We start from the raw sequence: 16,736 nt of genomic DNA, 5'->3' as shown, positions 1-16,736 counted from the left end.
ATTATAAACTATTAATCTTCTGAGCTAGATCTACTAACTTATTAGAATAAGCAAATTCATTATCGTACCAGGATACAACTTTGAAAAATTTAGAATTAAGTTCAATGCCAGCACTAGCATCAAAAATACTTGTACGCACGTCGCTAACAAAATCTTGAGAAACAACTGCTTCTTCTGTATAGCCTAACACACCTTTCATAGAACTCTCGGAAGCTTTTTTAAATGCTGCTTTAATTTCTTCTAAAGACGTTTCGTTTTTAGTTCTTACTGTTAAATCCACAACTGAAACATCTGCTGTTGGTACTCTAAAAGCCATACCTGTTAATTTTCCGTTTAGTTTTGGGATAACTTTACCAACAGCTTTTGCCGCACCAGTAGTAGAAGGAATAATATTGTTTAACGCAGAACGTCCTAATCTATAGTTCTTACGAGATGGGCCATCTACTGTTAATTGCGTTGCTGTAGATGCATGTATTGTAGTCATTAAAGCTTCTTCGATACCAAAGTTATCATCTAAAACTTTAGCAACTGGTGCTAAACAATTTGTTGTACAAGATGCATTAGAAACTATTTTATGATCAGCAGTTAATTCATCATCATTTACACCCATAACAAACATAGGTGCATCTTTACTTGGGGCAGAAATTGCCACTTTTTTAGCTCCTGCATCAATATGGTATTGTGCAGTCTCAAGTGTTGTAAAAATACCTGTACATTCAGCAACTACATCTGTATCAACTTCGTCCCATTTTAAATTTTTAGGGTCACGCTCAGCAGTTACACGAATCGTTTTACCATCTACAACCAAGTGACCATCATTAACCTCCACTGTACCGTCAAAACGACCATGTACAGAATCATACTTTAATAAATATGCCAGATGCTCTACATCTAATAAATCATTTATAGCTACTACATCGACATCTGGACGTTTTACTGTGGCTCTAAATACTATTCTACCTATTCTACCGAATCCGTTGATTCCTAATTTTAAATTTGACATTTTTCTTTTCGTTTAATTTAAGTGTTATCTTTTATATTGTCATTATATCTGAAACTCTCAAGAGCTCCATATTTATTTTTGATTTTCCTTTAACAGCTTGGTCAAACGGTGTTAAGTCCATAATATCGTTTTTAAGACCTACCATGTAGTTACTTTTTCCAACAATTAGACTTTCTACCGCTTTAACTCCCATTCTACTGGCTAATACTCTATCAAAGCAAGATGGTGAACCACCACGTTGCATATGCCCTAGTACAGATACGCGTACTTCATATTCTGACATATTTTCTTCAACATAATCTGCTAATTCAAATACGTTTTTACCAATTTTATCTCCTTCTGCAACAACAACGATACTTGAAGATTTACCAGATTGTTTACTACGCCTCAAGGACTCCAATAAACGATCTAAACCTAAATCTTCCTCAGGGATTAAAATCTCTTCAGCACCAGCACCAACACCAACATTTAAAGCAATATGCCCTACATCACGTCCCATTACTTCAATAAAAAACAGACGATTATGAGAACTTGCTGTATCTCTAATCTTATCTATAGCTCCTACAACTGTATTTAAAGCTGTATCATAGCCTAGGGTATGTGTTGTACCAAAAATATCATTATCTATGGTGCCAGGAATCCCCATTACAGGAAAATTAAACTCTTGGTTAAATATCATAGCACCAGTAAAACTTCCGTCTCCACCTATTACCACAAAGGCATCAATACCAGCTTTTTTTAATTGCTTGTGTGCTTTAGTTCTTCCTTCTTTAGTTCTAAATTCTTTTGAACGTGCTGATTTTAAAATTGTGCCACCTTTATTGATTATACCTTTTACACTACGTGCGTCCATTTTTTCAAAATCACCATCTATCATACCTTCATAACCTCTGTAAATTCCATAGCATTCGATATTATGAAAAGCGCAAGTTCTAACAACAGATCTAACAGCTGCATTCATTCCTGGAGAGTCACCTCCAGAAGTCATTACTCCTATTTTTTTTATTGTATGTAGCATTTTTTTTTAATTCTTTACAGTAAAATTACTAAACAATACACAGTTTAGTGTGACTATTATCATAAAATAATAGACCAATAATTAATTCAAACGTTTTCGTTAATAAGTATTTTGATAAAATGAAAAATGATACGAGTTTTAAGACTTAGATTTTGTCTTTTTCTTTTTCATTGACATGTACTCTGGCATAAAACTATCCTCTGCTTCTTCTTTCTTTTCTTCTTCTTTTTTTGCCTTTTTATCTTTTCTGTTTTTCCCTGAAAATATTATATCAATTAACTCTTTAAAGTCATTAAACTCTACATTGTAAGACAACCCTATTCCTTGTGTGTAACCAATTTCTTCTCCAAAATTTCTAATTGTATTTTCTCTATTAAATACCTTGGCACGTAATGTACCATCATCATTGAGTAACCAATCAATCTGCACATCGCCAGTAATAGTAGTTTGCTGAGCCGTACCAAATGGTACACCAACTTTACCGTTTACCAAAATTTTATCCGATAATTTAGTTTGCAGTGTTAAACCCACTCTACTGTTGGTTTGCAACTCAGGTGTATCTTGACCTAACTCTAAATCCACACCTACGCGTAAGTCTTCATTATCACTACCTAATAGGTTATTAACTATTCCTGAAAGACGCTCTGCAATAGTACCATTAAAATCGAGCCCGCTTACTCCATTTGCGAAACCTCCAGTTGCTAAAAAAATCAATGCTTGATTATCGCGTTCATCTCTTGAAGACAATCTGTAATCTAACTCGGATTTTACAGTAGATGTAACAGTTGGAAATCTAAAATTGAACTCAGGGTCTGGTTGCTCTAATTGGCCTGTAAGTTGTATTTCTACTTCTACAGGAATAGTTTGATTAATTGGATTATCTAACAAAACTGATGGGTTAGCTGATCCTTTATAAACCGCTTTTATATCTATTTGTGCTTTTAAAGGGTTGCCTTCCCAAACTATACTTCCTTCTTCTACATCGAACCGCTTTTCCACTAAACCTCGATACTTAAAGTTATATGTACCTTCAAATACAGAGAAATCTCCCCACATGTTAAATGTACCTTTGGTATTAATCAAAAAGTTTAAATTACCTTCTCCCTTGCCCTTTATAGTACTTCCTGAGTCTTTATCTATTACAATTTCTATCGTAGCGTTTTGATTTACATTTAAATCAAAATCTAAGACTAATCCTTTAACGGCAATTTGTTCTTGTATTTCGCCACTTATTCTTGCTGCTTTTTCTTCTGGAGTTAGGAAGTGTATAAAAGAGTTATCGCCAAAACTTTCAGAATCATTAAGTGGAATAAAGAATTCTGTACCAGATTCTGTTCTTCCATCTTCTACTTTAATAACCAGTTGATCTGTAGGCCCGTTAATCTTTGCGGTTCCGGATATAAAGCCTGTGCCGTAATAGAGTTCGTCTTCAGACTCTTCAGTATTTAATACCAAAAGGCGATTGGTAGAAAGGTCAAGGCCTAACTCCCAATCTGAAAAATTATTGTGTTCAATGTAACCATTTAATCTTCCTTGTGAGAAGTATTTTGAATCTGTCATAGCGACATTATTAAAGATAAAACGTTGATCTCGAAGGGTTACTTTAGAATCGAAATCAAAACCATAATCCACATTAAGATATGGAATAGACAAACCTGCTCTGTCTAATAGGAGCTCACCGTCTATACTCGGTTTCTTAAGACTCCCAGAAACTTTTGCATTACCAGAAACCAATCCTCTTATATTACTAATAACTCCCTCCCCTAGCGGATTTAAAGGATCTAGTAAGAACTCTTCAAAAGCAACATCTAAATTAATTGTTGGGTTACGCTCTGCAACATCAATGATCCCTTTTGCTGATAGAGAGGTTAAATTATCATTAATCAATGACACATCTGCTTTATAATTAGTGATTGAATTATTGCCTTCTAATTTGGCTGTTAAATTGCCTAAATCGTAATTATTTACAAAAAGATTACTAACCTCTATATTAGATTTGGGTAAATATATTCCATTGGCTTGCGTAATATCTACTTTACCATTAACAACACCTTTTAATGCTAAACTATCTATGCGCGGTGTAATTTTCACTAATTGCACATCCTTAAAATCGACTCTTAAATTTTTGTTGGTTTTATCACTGATAATACCAGAGAGTTCAATCTCTTCATTGCCTTGATTAATCGTTATTGGAAAAATATCGAAAGCTTTAAACTGTCTGTCAAAACGTATTTTGTTAAATGAGTTTTTTTCAGAGTTGATAAACCAATCATAACCTTTAAATAAAATATCAGATTTCCTAAAACCAATGATAGATTTATTGGCTTCATCTATAGTATAAAACAGATTAAGGTTGAATTGATCTCTATTACCTAAACCACCTTTGAACTCTGATTTAATGAGTAAGGTATCTCGTTTAGTAACATTAATAAGACTAAAATCTGAAGCGTTATAAATACCAGTGCTCAAGGTATCAATTTCAATAAACGTATTATAAATAGGATTACTATTATCTACTGTTACATTGATATTGTTTACAAAATACTCTTGAAACCTAATCTCTGGAGAGTTGAATGTAAGCTCAAATCCCTTTTCTTCGGTTTCAATACGACCTTGAATAAAGGTATTACTTGCCAAGGTGAGATCTTTGTAGAATACAGCTGCTATTTTATTATAAATATTAAATTTAAAATTAATGTACTGCCCTTCTTCTACATCGTTAGGAACATAGTTAGTATAAATACTTCCAATAGAATTTTCAATCAACTTTAAGATATCCCTAGTCTTAAATTGCCCCGTAATCTTACCATTAATAATATCGGGTGAATTTACGGAAATCGTGCGTTCATTAGCTTTAAAGGTAGAAACAATATCAAAATCCTGAAACTTATAACTACTGTCTTGATTCTTATAGATTGTATTTTTAATATTAATTGCTCCGCTTGCATTATCATAACTAGAACCTGTAGCAGTGATATTAACTAAACCTTTAAATTCGGATATACTATCTCTCGTTACAAAGTTTAAAACTTTAAGATTGGCATAACCAACATTTGCTTTAAAATCGAATTTTTTTTGTTCTTCAGCATAGTCAACCAAACCATTAAAATCCATTTTAAGATTTGGATCGTTGGCCTTTAATTTTCCGTTAAAAACTTTGTTTCCTAAATCCCCTGAAACATTAATACCTTCGTAAGTATAGTCGTTGTATTCTAGACTAAACACATCTCCTTTTACATCAGTCCGTAGATTATCTAATGTAAAACCTTTACCGTCAACATCTACATTAGCTGATACATATTTAACCTTTGGGTCTTCAATTAATTCTCCAATATTAAACTCATCGAAAACGATATTACCAATATAACTTGCATTGTCTATATCGTCAATCTCTGTAAGCTCTAAGTCAGATTTTACAAACCCCAAATCGGTATCAATCTCTATATTAGCATCTATTCGCTTAGATGTAATATGAGATGTTCCATTAATTTTAAAATTACCTACTTTAGATAGTACAGTCGGAATAGACTTACCAAGAATATTTGGGAGTAATGCTACAAGATCATTATAATTAGATGCCAAATTTTTAAATCTACCATTTAAAGTAAAACTATCAGCTTCCTTACTAAATAAATTCTTAAAAGCTATATCTCCAATAATTCTTGTATTTCTGGTTGTACTAACATTAAGGTTCTTGGCCTCTAAATTATTTAGCGTACCCAATAAATCAGCATTAAGACTTGCACGTTGATTAGTACCAAACTCATCAAAAAACACGTTTAGCTCTGTCAGTGAAACTTTAGAATCCCTAAAGCTGGCAATTACATTTACTTTATCAGTAAAGTCTTTTAAATCTTCACGTTTGTAATTAAATCTTAAATTTCCTTTTAACTCAGAACCCTTGGTCTTTATATTTAAATCACCAAAGTTCATATGATCTAAGGTATATTCAAAATTAGCCATTAGATTCGCTATACTAATACCTCTACTATCTGTAAAACTAAATTTATTAATCCGAGAACTTACATCTGGTCCATTAATTAAGAAATTGGTGGTGTTAGCATTCAAATTACTAAACTCAAAAACTTTAGGTGTTTCCAGATTTTCATCAGTTAATCTAAAGATTCCATTTTCTATGGATACATCACTAGAAGAAAATAAAAATTTACTTGGTCCTTGCCTAGGGTTATCATCATCAAACTTAGCAACAAAAACATCGAGATTTGTGTCGTCTTCTCCTTCGTAAGTTTTGAGATTAAAGACTAAGTCTTCAATATCAATATCACCAAAATTCAATTTACTATTATATAGATTTTTAAAACTAATAATAGAACTATTTAATTCACCTATAGCTATAAGTGTATCTTTTTTATAATCTTTAATAAGAATCTCTTTAAGCTCTATATCTCCGTTAAGCTGAAGCCCAACTTTGCCTATATTAATATCGGTTTTAAAATCTTCGTTGAGACGTTTTGTTGCATATTTACCAAGTTTGGTTTGTACAGCAGGAATCCCCAAGATTAAGAAAACAATAAGAAAGAGCAGCAAAAATATGCCTACTATCTTACTTATTATTTTGAGTACTTTTTTGATAAGATTAACGCTTAAAAATTGATGAAATCTTCACTACCTTTGCATGTAATAATACGTTGTTTCATAAGGTATTGGATTATATCCTGTAAAATTAACAATTATAGTGCCATCATCGACTATGGAAAAAGAAAATATTTATATCCTTGGTATTGAATCCTCTTGCGATGATACTTCGGCTGCTGTATTATGTAACGATAGAATTTTAAGCAATGTTGTAGCTGACCAAAAAATACACGCAGAATTTGGAGGAGTCGTCCCAGAATTAGCCTCAAGAGCACATCAGCAAAACATAGTTCCTGTAGTGCATCAAGCAATAGAAAAAGCTGGTATTACTAAAGAACAATTAAGTGCTATTGCTTTTACTCGGGGACCAGGTTTAATGGGTTCTCTTTTAGTTGGTACTTCGTTTGCAAAATCTTTAGCCTATGGGCTAGATATACCTTTGATTGATGTAAATCATATGCAAGCTCATATTCTGGCTCATTTTATTGATGAAGACGAACATAAAAAGCCTCCTTTCCCATTTTTAGCTATGACCATCTCTGGTGGACATACACAAATTGTAAAAGTGAGTCATCATTTTGAAATGGAAGTCTTAGGAGAAACTATTGATGATGCCGTTGGTGAAGCTTATGATAAAAGTGGCAAAGTATTAGGTCTTGGCTATCCTGCAGGTCCAGAGATTGATCGACGTGCTCAGTTAGGCAACCCTAAGGCTTATAAATTTACCAAGCCCAAAGTTGATGATCTTAATTTTAGTTTTTCTGGATTAAAAACAGGAATTCTCTATTTTGTACAACGCGAAACCAAAGCCAATCCAAACTTTATTGAAGAACATTTAAATGACATTTGTGCCTCAATTCAATATACAATTATTGGTATTTTGATGGACAAACTAAAACTAGCTGTAAAACAAACTGGTATTAAACATATTGCTATTGGTGGAGGCGTTTCTGCAAATTCTGGTATTAGAAAAGCATTAAAAGAAGCCGAGCGCAAACATGGTTGGACGACTTATATTCCAAAATTTGAATACACTACAGACAATGCTGCTATGATTGGCATTGTTGGTTATTTAAAATATTTAAATAAAGATTTCTCAGGTTTTGATGTGATAGCAACAGCTAGATTGAAGATATGATATGAAAAAACATCTTTCAAAACCTTATTACTACTTATGGTTTACTTCACTGGTTATTTTAATTTATAGATATATAGTTTTAGCAAAAATTGGAGACTCAGTTTTAGATATAAATGTACATGACACCTTTTATGTTATTTCTTATTGGCATATTACCATTGTTTTGTGTTTATTTTATTTGATTTTAGGGTTTGTATATTGTATGTTTTCAAAATCAAACATTGCTCTAAATAGACCTCTCTCTAATACATATAATACTTAGTTTGTTGGTAATTCCTGCATATTTTATCGGATATTGTTTATTAAATAGATTCTATAAATCTGAATTCCCTTTATTTGACGATACATCTAAATCCAATATTTTAATTACAACTTTGGTTTTAATCGGATTAATTGCCCAATTATTTTTCATTTTAAATATTTTTATAAGTCTATTTAAACATTACTCGAAAAAAAACCGAAATTGTTAAAACATCTGTTAATAAGCTAAACTATATTACTCCTATTACATTTTAAAATTTAGTTGTTTTGTGACACAATCAATCTCTATAAAAAATGAAACGATTATTAATACTGTTATTATTTTTTCCAATCATCAGTTTATCTCAAGAATCTTTAGAGCAGGAGCTAGATTCTATAACTACAACAGAAGAAGCCAAAACATTCGCAAAAACTCATAAAAAAGTGAATAAAAGTAAACTCTTTACTTTTAATAAAGAAAAGCACAAAACACGTTTGGCTGACGATCTTTTTAGGCTCTCAAAAGGTGGAAAGCAAATCGTAAAGACAGATTATAAGAAAACATATTATAAGATTATTGACAAAAACAAAGTACTGCATTATAGAGTAAGCTATATCTATTTTGATGGCAATAAAATGACACTCAACGAGATTAATGATAAAAGAAATAAAATACTAAATCAATACAATGAAGGTTATAAATTTGATGCATTAGCTAAACTACATTCCATGGATCTTAATGCCAAACGCGGTGGTGATTTAGGTTGGTTTCCTGAAGGACAAATGCATCCTCAATTTGAAGACGCAGTGAAGCATCATAAAACCAATGATATCTTTACTTTAGACATTGCTGACAAAAACTGGTATTATATAGTCTTAAAGACCTTTGACCCTAAGCCTATTGAAGAAATAACAGTTTTAAAATATACAGAAGCTGTTAAGTAATGCAACTATTCTATAACCCAAATATTACCGAAAACGATACAAGGTTTAACTTTGATAAAGACGAAAGTCGGCACATCGTAAAAGTACTCCGTAAAAGCATTGGTGACCAATTACATATTACCAACGGAAAAGGTCATTTATTTAAAGCTCAATTAATACAAGCTGATATGAAGCATTGCACAGTTAATATCATCTCGCAAAGTTTACAACCTAAACGGAAATACAATCTGCATTTAGCGGTTGCACCTACTAAAATGAATGACCGTTACGAATGGTTTTTAGAAAAGGCAACTGAGATTGGTATTGAAGAAATCACACCAATAATCTGTGATAATAGTGAACGTAAAGTTATAAAAAAAGAACGCTTTGAAAAGATTCTTCAAGCAGCAATGAAACAATCCCTACAGTGCTATTTACCTAAACTGAATCCACCTGTTGCATTTAAAGAGTTTATTAAACAAGAAGTTTTTGGTCATAAATTTATAGCGCATTGTGAAGACACCGACCGAAAATCTTTAAAAACTCAACTTAAAACCAATAAAGATATTATCATTTTAATTGGTCCTGAGGGGGATTTTAGTAGTAATGAAATTAAAATAGCCCTAGCTACTAACTTTATTCCTGTAACATTGGGCAATACAAGACTTAGAACAGAAACTGCAGCTATAGTGGCTTGTCATTCCGTAGCATTCATCAACGAATAACTACAAAGCTTTTTGTGCTGCTGTTGTTATATCTAAAGCCGTATTTTCAATGACAATTATTAAAGATAAATCGTCCGAAGATTTAACAATCTCAGGTATTATCACTGAACCTTTACCTATAGGTTTTTCAAGCTTAAAGCGCTGCTCATTGACAACGATATTAGTATTTATAAGCTCTTTATTTCTATTTTCTCCACGTTTCACATAAGTCTTTCGTTGATTGATTACCAAAATAGTTCGTATATATTTATCGTCTACATCTCCTTCAATATTGTAATTGAACTTTATTAGGCTTTCAGATTGTAAAACTTCAGACAATAAAATACTATTAGCATTGTCCTTTTTTGAGTATTCCTTTATTTTTTGATTAACAAGACGCTTGTCAGAACCGACAATATGCTCACTTCCGTTAATGATCAATTGAGGTGTATAAATCGTACGACTATTAAACTTAGCACCATATAAACGTTGCTTCTCAGTATATACAGATTTACTAAATGGGTCTTTCCAACCTATATAATTCCAATAATCTACATGATATGATAGCGCAATAACCTTATCACTCTTAACGTCGTTTAAATATTTATCTGCTGGTGGACAACTAGAACAACCTTGCGAAGTAAATAATTCTAACACAACTACATTTCTGGACTCAAGAGGCTTATCAATTAATGAAGAAAAGAAAAGAATCGGTATTATAAATAATGTTAATAGTGCAGATTTCATAGAATTTCTTTTTTAAATTTACATTATGATATCTAAGTCGAAAAATATACGCCCACTTACACTACTCTTAGGAATTATGATGAGTTTAACAACTAGCTTTCTTGCTGCTCAAGATGTTGCTGTGTTAAAATATAAAGGTGGTGGAGATTGGTATAGTAACCCAACAGCGCTACCAAATTTGGTAAAGTATTGTAATGACAATATTGATACTAATATTAATGAAAACATTCAGACTGTAGAAGTTGGTAGTACAGATATTTTTCAGTTTCCTCTGTTGCATATGACAGGTCATGGTAATGTTTTCTTTGAAGATGATGCTGCTGATAATCTAAGAAATTATTTGATCTCTGGAGGTTTTCTACATATCGATGACAATTATGGTATGGAACCATACATTACTAAAGAACTAAAAAAAGTTTTTCCAAATAACGAGCTGAAAGAAATTCCGAAGAATCACAAAATTTTCAGTGCTGTATATAATTTTCCAAACGGCTTACCAAAAATACACGAGCACGATGGTAAAGCACCACAGGCTTTTGGTATTTTTCATGAAGGCAGACTCGTAGTACTCTTTACTTTTGAAAGCGACTTAGGTGACGGCTGGGAAGACCAGGAAGTACATAATGACCCAGAAGAAGTGAGAGAGAAAGCTCTAAAAATGGGGGCGAACATTGTAAAGTATGCTTTTGAGAATTAAAAACTAATACATGAAACTAAGTTACCGTTGCAGTTCTTGCAAAAAAGACAATACTATTAAAACTAAAGCAAAAGACAGACACGGTTTACTGATGGAAAGGGGTTCGAACGAATTTAATGAACGTTGTAAACATTGTGGAAATTTTACAAAAAAACACATCAATAGATTATATGCCGATGATGATTATACATTTGTAATAATAGGTTTTGTACTTGCTGCCATTGCCACAGTTTTGCTGTGGGATTTTGGTTATATTTCAACACTCACCTTTTCTATACCAATTTGGTTTTTTACAGAAATGAAAAAAAAGTCAAGTATGTTTAATCGAACTATGGTAAAATAGATGACTAAATGCCTAGCCACATAAATTATATTATATTCTTCCAGAGAGATAAATGCAGCTCACCCACTATACTTCCAATTTTAAAAAACGAAAAAACCCTATTACTTTAGTATGTGATAATATAAGTAATGCACCAAATATCGGGAGCTTGTTTCGTATAGCTGATGCTTTTGGTATTACAGAACTTATTTTTTGTGGTGATGATATTCCACTAGGAAAGCGTATGACCAAAACATCGCGTTCTACAGAACGCTATGTTAACTATAAAGTTGAAGCTGATATCAATGAGGTTATAGAAAAATTAAAAACCAATAATCATTACGTTATCGCTTTAGAAATTACAGAAAACAGCATAGAACTTACGGGTTTTAAAATCGATACAAGTCGACCAATAGTATTAATTTTTGGTGATGAAAGTTTTGGCGTTTCAGAAACTATTCTTAAGCAATCTGATGCCATTGTACATATAAACATGTATGGTAACAATAGTAGTATGAATGTAGTACAGGCTACAAGTATTACCTTATATGAAATTGTAAAACAACTTAACTCTTAAATAAGAATTTAGTTATATTTAAACCATGAATTCAAAAATAATAGCAAACGGTATTTTAAGGGCAATAGGTATTTTACTAGCCATTGTATTAGTGCTCTTTTTTCTATATAAAATACAATCTGTTATTGTTTATATTACTGTCGCTGCAGTGATTTCGTTAATTGGAAGGCCAATTGTTTTGTTTTTAAGGCGCAAATTAAAATTCAATAATACGATTGCTGTAGTGGTTACTATGGTTGTATTTATAGGTTTATTAGTAGGATTAATTGGTATGTTTATTCCGTTAATAACAGATCAAGGCCAGAAGTTATCACTTTTAGACCTTCAACAATTAGAAACCAATGTTGAAAATCTTTACAATGAGATTTTAACATATTTTGAATTCAAAAATATTGATGTAGAGCAATCTATAAAGGATTCTAACTTATTATCTAAGCTAGATTTCTCAATGATTCCCAACTTTTTTAATGGCTTAATCAGTGGCTTAGGAAGCTTTAGTATAGGTCTGTTTTCGGTCTTGTTCATTTCTTTTTTCTTTCTTAAAGACAGTCGTTTATTTGAAGATGGTCTTTTAACGTTTATACCAAGTGGGAATGAAAAGCGCACAAAGCGTTCCTTCACTAAGATAAAAGATCTATTGTCGCGTTATTTTGTTGGTCTAATATTTCAAATATTAATTCTGTTTATTATCTACACCATTGTACTACTAATTTTTGGAATTGATAATGCTGTAGTTATTGCTTTTTTATGTGCTTTATTAAATCTGGTACCATATGTTGGACCGTTAGTTAGTGGTTTTTTAATGCTTTTACTAAGTATGTCTAGCAATTTGGGGGAAAGTTTTAGTGAAGTTATTTTACCAAAAACCACCTATGTAATGATAGGCTTCATTATCGCTCAATTGGTAGACAATTTCTTTAGTCAACCATTTATATTTTCTAAGAGTGTAAAGTCACACCCTCTAGAAATTTTCTTAGTTATTATAATTGCTGGTATTTTATTTGGTATTATAGGAATGATAGTAGCCATCCCTGTTTACACAGCAATTAAAGTGGTTTTAAAAGAGTTTTTATCTGAATATAAAGTTGTGGGTAAACTCACAAAAGGTTTATAATACACATTTGAATACTTCAATTTTAAATATTGAAATTCAAGAATTTATAAATTCTAATCTTAAGACTGACATCGCGAGTTTACTATTAAAAGGGATTCCTTTTAACTATATAGATCCTAAAGATATCATTGAGCAAATTGAAGCTAAAAAATCTTGCGAAAAAAAATTGCCAACCTGGTTTAGCGAAAAAAACATATACTACCCTAATAAATTAAACATAGAGCAAACTTCTTCAGAAACTACAGCGAGATATAAAACAAATTTAGTTTCCGGTAAATCCTTAATCGACCTTACAGGTGGATTTGGTGTAGATGCTTATTTTTTTTCAAAAAGTATAGATTCTGTAGTGCATTGCGAGATTAATTCTGCACTATCACAAATTGCAAAACACAATTATAAAGCTTTAAATGTTTCTAACATAGACTGTTTTAACGAAAGTGGTATTGATGCTTTAAACCGTATAGACCAAACATTTGATTGGATTTATATTGATCCTTCACGTCGAGATCATACTAAGAAAAAGGTGTTTATGCTATCAGATTGCACACCAAATGTAAAAACTCTTCAAGTGGTCTTTTTAAAGTATGCTAAGCATGCGATGGTTAAGACATCTCCATTGTTAGATATTAAAGCCACAAAAAATGATTTACAACATGTTAAAGCGTTACATATTGTAGCTGTAAACAATGAGGTAAAAGAATTACTATGGATTTTAGATCGCAATTCTAAATGGGATTTTAGAATTAAGACTGTAAACATTTCTAAATCCAGTCAGCAAGTATTTGAATTTCTCTATGATGAGGAGCAGAATGCCAAAATTGAGTATTCTATGCCACTCACCTATCTATACGAACCCAATGCTGCTATTTTAAAAGCTGGTGCATTTACCTCTATTGGTAATCAACTCAATATTTCGAAATTACATAAACATTCACATTTATATACTTCTGAGCACCTAATAGATTTCCCTGGAAGACGTTTTAAAATTGAAAAGACTATTGCTTTCAACAAAAAAATCTTTGTTAAAGAAAAAATCATTAAAGCTAATGTAACGACAAGAAATTTCCCCTTATCTGTCAGTGATATCAGAAAAAAACTAAAAATAAAAGATGGAGGGAATATCTATTTATTTTTTACAACAATTAATGATAATTCTAAAGTTATAGTGATTTGTACTAAAGTATAGTTGGTGTATACGATACAATTTCATTATTTCCATCAATCTCTATTTCATAAGCCATGCATGCGTCCATCTGAAGCAGTATTTTATCATCATTGACTAATGCTGCATTGTTTGAAACAGAAAAAAGAACTTCACCTTCAGCAAAATTTGCCCAAGATGTCGTTGTACTTGGAGGTATATTAGGAATATCAACTAATATAACACCTTCGCTGTCAATAACTTGAAAATCAAAAGCTGTAGTTCCATTATTAATAACTCTTGTAACTGGATTTTGATCAATGCATGGATCATTAAACTGAGGTTGCATAGATTGTGATTGCACAAGTGAATCATTTGTATTAGTAGTATTTTGTATTGAATCAGATGTACAACTACTAATCAAAAAAACGAAGCACATTATGTGCACAAACTTGAGTAGGTCTTTCATTGGTTTATGTTTTTATAAGAAAAAGAATTAACCTTTTCTATCAATTTGGGAGGTCAAACATATAAAATCTAAATCAATTATCGATAAAAAGACTTAAAAATTCGACGAAATACATATTCAATGTCGTACATCATATCTATATACTTAGCGTAATCCTTTTGTAACTGAACTTATATTTAGACATATAACTTAATAGTAATAAAACAAAAATGCCATTATCAATATAAGATAATGGCATTTTCTAGTACTCTGAGTTTGCTTTTTAGACCTTTTTTACTTTTACAGCATTCATACCTCGTTGACCTTTTTCGAGTTCGAAAGTGACTTTGTCATTTTCAATAATCTCATCAATGATACCACTAACATGAGTAAAATGTTTTTCGTTAGTTTCTGTATCGATAATAAAACCAAAACCTTTTGAGCTATCGTAAAATGAGACTTTACCTTTTCTAACCGGATCAAATTCCTCATCACTATCCTCTTTTTGAGGAACACCAAGCACAATATTCTTAGCTTTAACTTTTATCTTCGTTGATGGATCTGGTGGTGTATCAGTAAGATTTCCATTATGGTCTACATAAGCCATGGGAATGCCTGCCGAACCATTTTCTTCTTTTTCAAGTTTACGCGCCTCCATCTTCTTACGCTTATCTTCTCTTTTCTTTAATCTCTTTTTTTCTTTTTCGCTTTTACTGAATGTTTGTTGTGATCTACCCATGAGTTGTTTTAAAATTAAAATAAATGCTTGCCTATGAAAATAATAATAAAGCAAACAAGTTAATTAACTTAACAATGAATGGAATTACAACCTAAAAACATAATCCAAGGAAAGGATTATAAGTGTAGTTATCTTCAATAAACTTAAAACAAAGATAAGAGAATAATAGCAAAATCCTGTTTCAATTTTTATTATTGATTGTTAATCCACTGGAGTCTTTAAATTTGCCTGTTATTAACCATCCACCAAAATCTTCTGAAACTGCCATCAATAATACATTTTCACCCTTTTTTAGGTTTAAGTATACACCATCAAATAAACCTATAGTACCTAAATATCTATAATCTCTTGTTCGCCACCTATTTGTTCCTTTATACACTGGTTTACCGTTTAAAATAACTACAACTCTATCACTATAGCCAAAATCAAAAAACTTTGTTTGTTCTTTTTCAGAATTAATTGTCAGCTTTGCAAAAACGGTATTCAATTTTGGCTGATCGTCATATCTCACAACTTTTCTTGAGATATTTGCTGCTACACCTTCTTCAACAAAAATGGTATGACCCCAGGTTCTTTTTGAAATAACATTTTTCACATTATCTATTGTATCTAATTCAGACTCTTTAAACTTATCTGAAATTTCCCAGGATTGAATAAGCCCTTCTATTTGTTTATTTTCAATTGGTTTAAAGTCTTTTAATTGGTAGTTGTCTTCATCAATTTTAATGTCTGCAATATGGATAGGAAGTCTACTACCTCTTATTAGTATTCCGCCGGCTTTTGGCTTATTAAATAATTTCCATGACAAATTCGGTGTCTCAGAATAATCTAAATACACCTGAGCTTTATCTTCATTTACCACCACTTTAACATGTGTCCAATCATTATATTTATAATCGTAAGCAAAAGAATATTTAGATCCAAAATAAAATTGAAAAGGTGTAATTCCGTTGGTTGCAGGTGCTGCCTGGTTACAATCTTCTAGACCAGACAAGTGCGTTCTAACAAACCATTGTTCTCCATTTAAGAAGTTTTTGTCTGCTCTAAAAAACACACCAGGATAGGTCCGTTCTTCTGGCAGAAACATATCAAACTCAATAATTCCATTTAAGAAGTTTTTGTCTTTTAGAACAAGTACACCTTGATCTATAAGGATAGCTTTTTTCCCTTTAAAATCTACAAACTCATAAGATTTGGCATTAATATCCCAATTCATAGTATCTAGCGGAATTACTTTCTGTGCGTTTAATGCTAACACAAATAGGGGCAAAAATAGCGTTGTGAATGTTTTTTTCATGATGATAGATATTTAGATTCCATAAATCTTT

15 protein-coding genes are annotated in these 16,736 nt (G+C 31.6%); 8 read left to right on the top strand and 7 right to left on the bottom strand.

Going from position 1 to position 16,736, the window contains the following annotated elements:
• Position 1: 1 nt before the first annotated feature.
• The 3 genes from gap to Q0912_RS07010 all read right to left on the bottom strand — a co-directional run bounded on the left by gap (position 2) and on the right by Q0912_RS07010 (position 6,539).
• Positions 2-1,003, bottom strand: coding sequence for a type I glyceraldehyde-3-phosphate dehydrogenase (gene gap / locus Q0912_RS07020; protein ID WP_299113438.1), 1,002 nt, complete (start codon positions 1,001-1,003; stop codon positions 2-4).
• 31 nt (positions 1,004-1,034) lie between these two features.
• Positions 1,035-2,021 carry a 6-phosphofructokinase gene (pfkA, locus tag Q0912_RS07015; protein WP_299113436.1) on the bottom strand — a complete coding sequence of 329 codons (987 nt, stop codon included), beginning with the start codon at positions 2,019-2,021 and terminating at the stop codon, positions 1,035-1,037.
• Positions 2,022-2,159: 138 nt separating this feature from the next.
• Entirely contained in the window at positions 2,160-6,539 is a 4,380-nt protein-coding gene (locus Q0912_RS07010; RefSeq protein ID WP_299113434.1) for a translocation/assembly module TamB domain-containing protein, read from the bottom strand.
• A 193-nt stretch (positions 6,540-6,732) separates the two neighbouring features.
• Here Q0912_RS07010 and tsaD point away from each other — a divergent pair, with 193 nt between their 5' ends.
• From tsaD to Q0912_RS06995, 3 genes are all read left to right on the top strand, one after another.
• Positions 6,733-7,755 carry a tRNA (adenosine(37)-N6)-threonylcarbamoyltransferase complex transferase subunit TsaD gene (tsaD, locus tag Q0912_RS07005; RefSeq protein ID WP_299113432.1) on the top strand — a complete coding sequence of 341 codons (1,023 nt, stop codon included), beginning with the start codon at positions 6,733-6,735 and terminating at the stop codon, positions 7,753-7,755.
• A gap of 555 nt (positions 7,756-8,310) precedes the next feature.
• Positions 8,311-8,940: a peptidylprolyl isomerase gene (locus Q0912_RS07000; RefSeq protein ID WP_299113431.1), complete on the top strand. Its 630-nt coding sequence runs from the start codon at positions 8,311-8,313 to the stop codon at positions 8,938-8,940.
• Positions 8,940-9,644 carry a 16S rRNA (uracil(1498)-N(3))-methyltransferase gene (locus Q0912_RS06995; protein ID WP_299113430.1) on the top strand — a complete coding sequence of 235 codons (705 nt, stop codon included), beginning with the start codon at positions 8,940-8,942 and terminating at the stop codon, positions 9,642-9,644. Before Q0912_RS07000 ends, Q0912_RS06995 begins: the two co-directional genes overlap by 1 nt.
• On the opposite strand, the gene Q0912_RS06990 is transcribed toward Q0912_RS06995, so the two are convergent.
• The gene (locus tag Q0912_RS06990; protein WP_299113428.1) at positions 9,645-10,370 is read right to left on the bottom strand and encodes a DUF1223 domain-containing protein; all 726 of its coding nucleotides are present in this window, start codon (positions 10,368-10,370) and stop codon (positions 9,645-9,647) included.
• Between the two features lie 76 nt (positions 10,371-10,446).
• Here Q0912_RS06990 and Q0912_RS06985 point away from each other — a divergent pair, with 76 nt between their 5' ends.
• The 5 genes from Q0912_RS06985 to Q0912_RS06965 are packed head-to-tail and all read left to right on the top strand — an operon-like array spanning position 10,447 to position 14,266.
• Entirely contained in the window at positions 10,447-11,067 is a 621-nt protein-coding gene (locus tag Q0912_RS06985; RefSeq protein ID WP_299113731.1) for a DUF4159 domain-containing protein, read from the top strand.
• A 10-nt stretch (positions 11,068-11,077) separates the two neighbouring features.
• Positions 11,078-11,410, top strand: coding sequence for a hypothetical protein (locus Q0912_RS06980; RefSeq protein ID WP_299113426.1), 333 nt, complete (start codon positions 11,078-11,080; stop codon positions 11,408-11,410).
• A 52-nt stretch (positions 11,411-11,462) separates the two neighbouring features.
• On the top strand, positions 11,463-11,966 hold the full coding sequence (locus Q0912_RS06975) for a TrmH family RNA methyltransferase (protein WP_299113424.1): 504 nt from the start codon (positions 11,463-11,465) through the stop codon (positions 11,964-11,966).
• Positions 11,967-11,991: 25 nt separating this feature from the next.
• On the top strand, positions 11,992-13,080 hold the full coding sequence (locus Q0912_RS06970) for an AI-2E family transporter (RefSeq protein ID WP_299113422.1): 1,089 nt from the start codon (positions 11,992-11,994) through the stop codon (positions 13,078-13,080).
• A 7-nt stretch (positions 13,081-13,087) separates the two neighbouring features.
• Positions 13,088-14,266: an RsmD family RNA methyltransferase gene (locus Q0912_RS06965; protein ID WP_299113420.1), complete on the top strand. Its 1,179-nt coding sequence runs from the start codon at positions 13,088-13,090 to the stop codon at positions 14,264-14,266.
• On the opposite strand, the gene Q0912_RS06960 is transcribed toward Q0912_RS06965, so the two are convergent.
• The 3 genes from Q0912_RS06960 to Q0912_RS06950 form a co-directional block, all read right to left on the bottom strand.
• Positions 14,256-14,690: a hypothetical protein gene (locus tag Q0912_RS06960; protein ID WP_299113418.1), complete on the bottom strand. Its 435-nt coding sequence runs from the start codon at positions 14,688-14,690 to the stop codon at positions 14,256-14,258. The two genes, Q0912_RS06965 and Q0912_RS06960, sit on opposite strands and share 11 nt — an antisense overlap.
• 262 nt (positions 14,691-14,952) lie before the next feature.
• Positions 14,953-15,408: a cold shock domain-containing protein gene (locus Q0912_RS06955; protein ID WP_299113416.1), complete on the bottom strand. Its 456-nt coding sequence runs from the start codon at positions 15,406-15,408 to the stop codon at positions 14,953-14,955.
• Positions 15,409-15,589: 181 nt separating this feature from the next.
• Positions 15,590-16,705, bottom strand: a complete 1,116-nt coding sequence (locus Q0912_RS06950; RefSeq protein WP_299113414.1) for a hypothetical protein — start codon at positions 16,703-16,705, stop codon at positions 15,590-15,592.
• Positions 16,706-16,736: the final 31 nt, after the last annotated feature.

This window comes from uncultured Winogradskyella sp. (genome assembly GCF_947498345.1).
Taxonomy (GTDB): Bacteria; Bacteroidota; Bacteroidia; order Flavobacteriales; family Flavobacteriaceae; genus Winogradskyella.
The sequence above is the reverse complement of the archived record's forward strand: the minus strand, read 5'-3'. Positions and strand labels throughout refer to the sequence as shown.

Coding starts and splice junctions, on each gene's coding strand:
- Q0912_RS06990 (WP_299113428.1), bottom strand. CDS start 10,370: ATGAAATCTGCACTATTAACATTATTTATAATACCGATTCTTTTCTTT.
- tsaD (WP_299113432.1), top strand. CDS start 6,733: ATGGAAAAAGAAAATATTTATATCCTTGGTATTGAATCCTCTTGCGAT.
- Q0912_RS06980 (WP_299113426.1), top strand. CDS start 11,078: ATGAAACTAAGTTACCGTTGCAGTTCTTGCAAAAAAGACAATACTATT.
- Q0912_RS06950 (WP_299113414.1), bottom strand. CDS start 16,705: ATGAAAAAAACATTCACAACGCTATTTTTGCCCCTATTTGTGTTAGCA.
- Q0912_RS06970 (WP_299113422.1), top strand. CDS start 11,992: ATGAATTCAAAAATAATAGCAAACGGTATTTTAAGGGCAATAGGTATT.
- gap (WP_299113438.1), bottom strand. CDS start 1,003: ATGTCAAATTTAAAATTAGGAATCAACGGATTCGGTAGAATAGGTAGA.
- Q0912_RS06975 (WP_299113424.1), top strand. CDS start 11,463: ATGCAGCTCACCCACTATACTTCCAATTTTAAAAAACGAAAAAACCCT.
- Q0912_RS06985 (WP_299113731.1), top strand. CDS start 10,447: ATGATGAGTTTAACAACTAGCTTTCTTGCTGCTCAAGATGTTGCTGTG.
- Q0912_RS07000 (WP_299113431.1), top strand. CDS start 8,311: ATGAAACGATTATTAATACTGTTATTATTTTTTCCAATCATCAGTTTA.
- Q0912_RS06995 (WP_299113430.1), top strand. CDS start 8,940: ATGCAACTATTCTATAACCCAAATATTACCGAAAACGATACAAGGTTT.
- pfkA (WP_299113436.1), bottom strand. CDS start 2,021: ATGCTACATACAATAAAAAAAATAGGAGTAATGACTTCTGGAGGTGAC.
- Q0912_RS06960 (WP_299113418.1), bottom strand. CDS start 14,690: ATGAAAGACCTACTCAAGTTTGTGCACATAATGTGCTTCGTTTTTTTG.
- Q0912_RS06955 (WP_299113416.1), bottom strand. CDS start 15,408: ATGGGTAGATCACAACAAACATTCAGTAAAAGCGAAAAAGAAAAAAAG.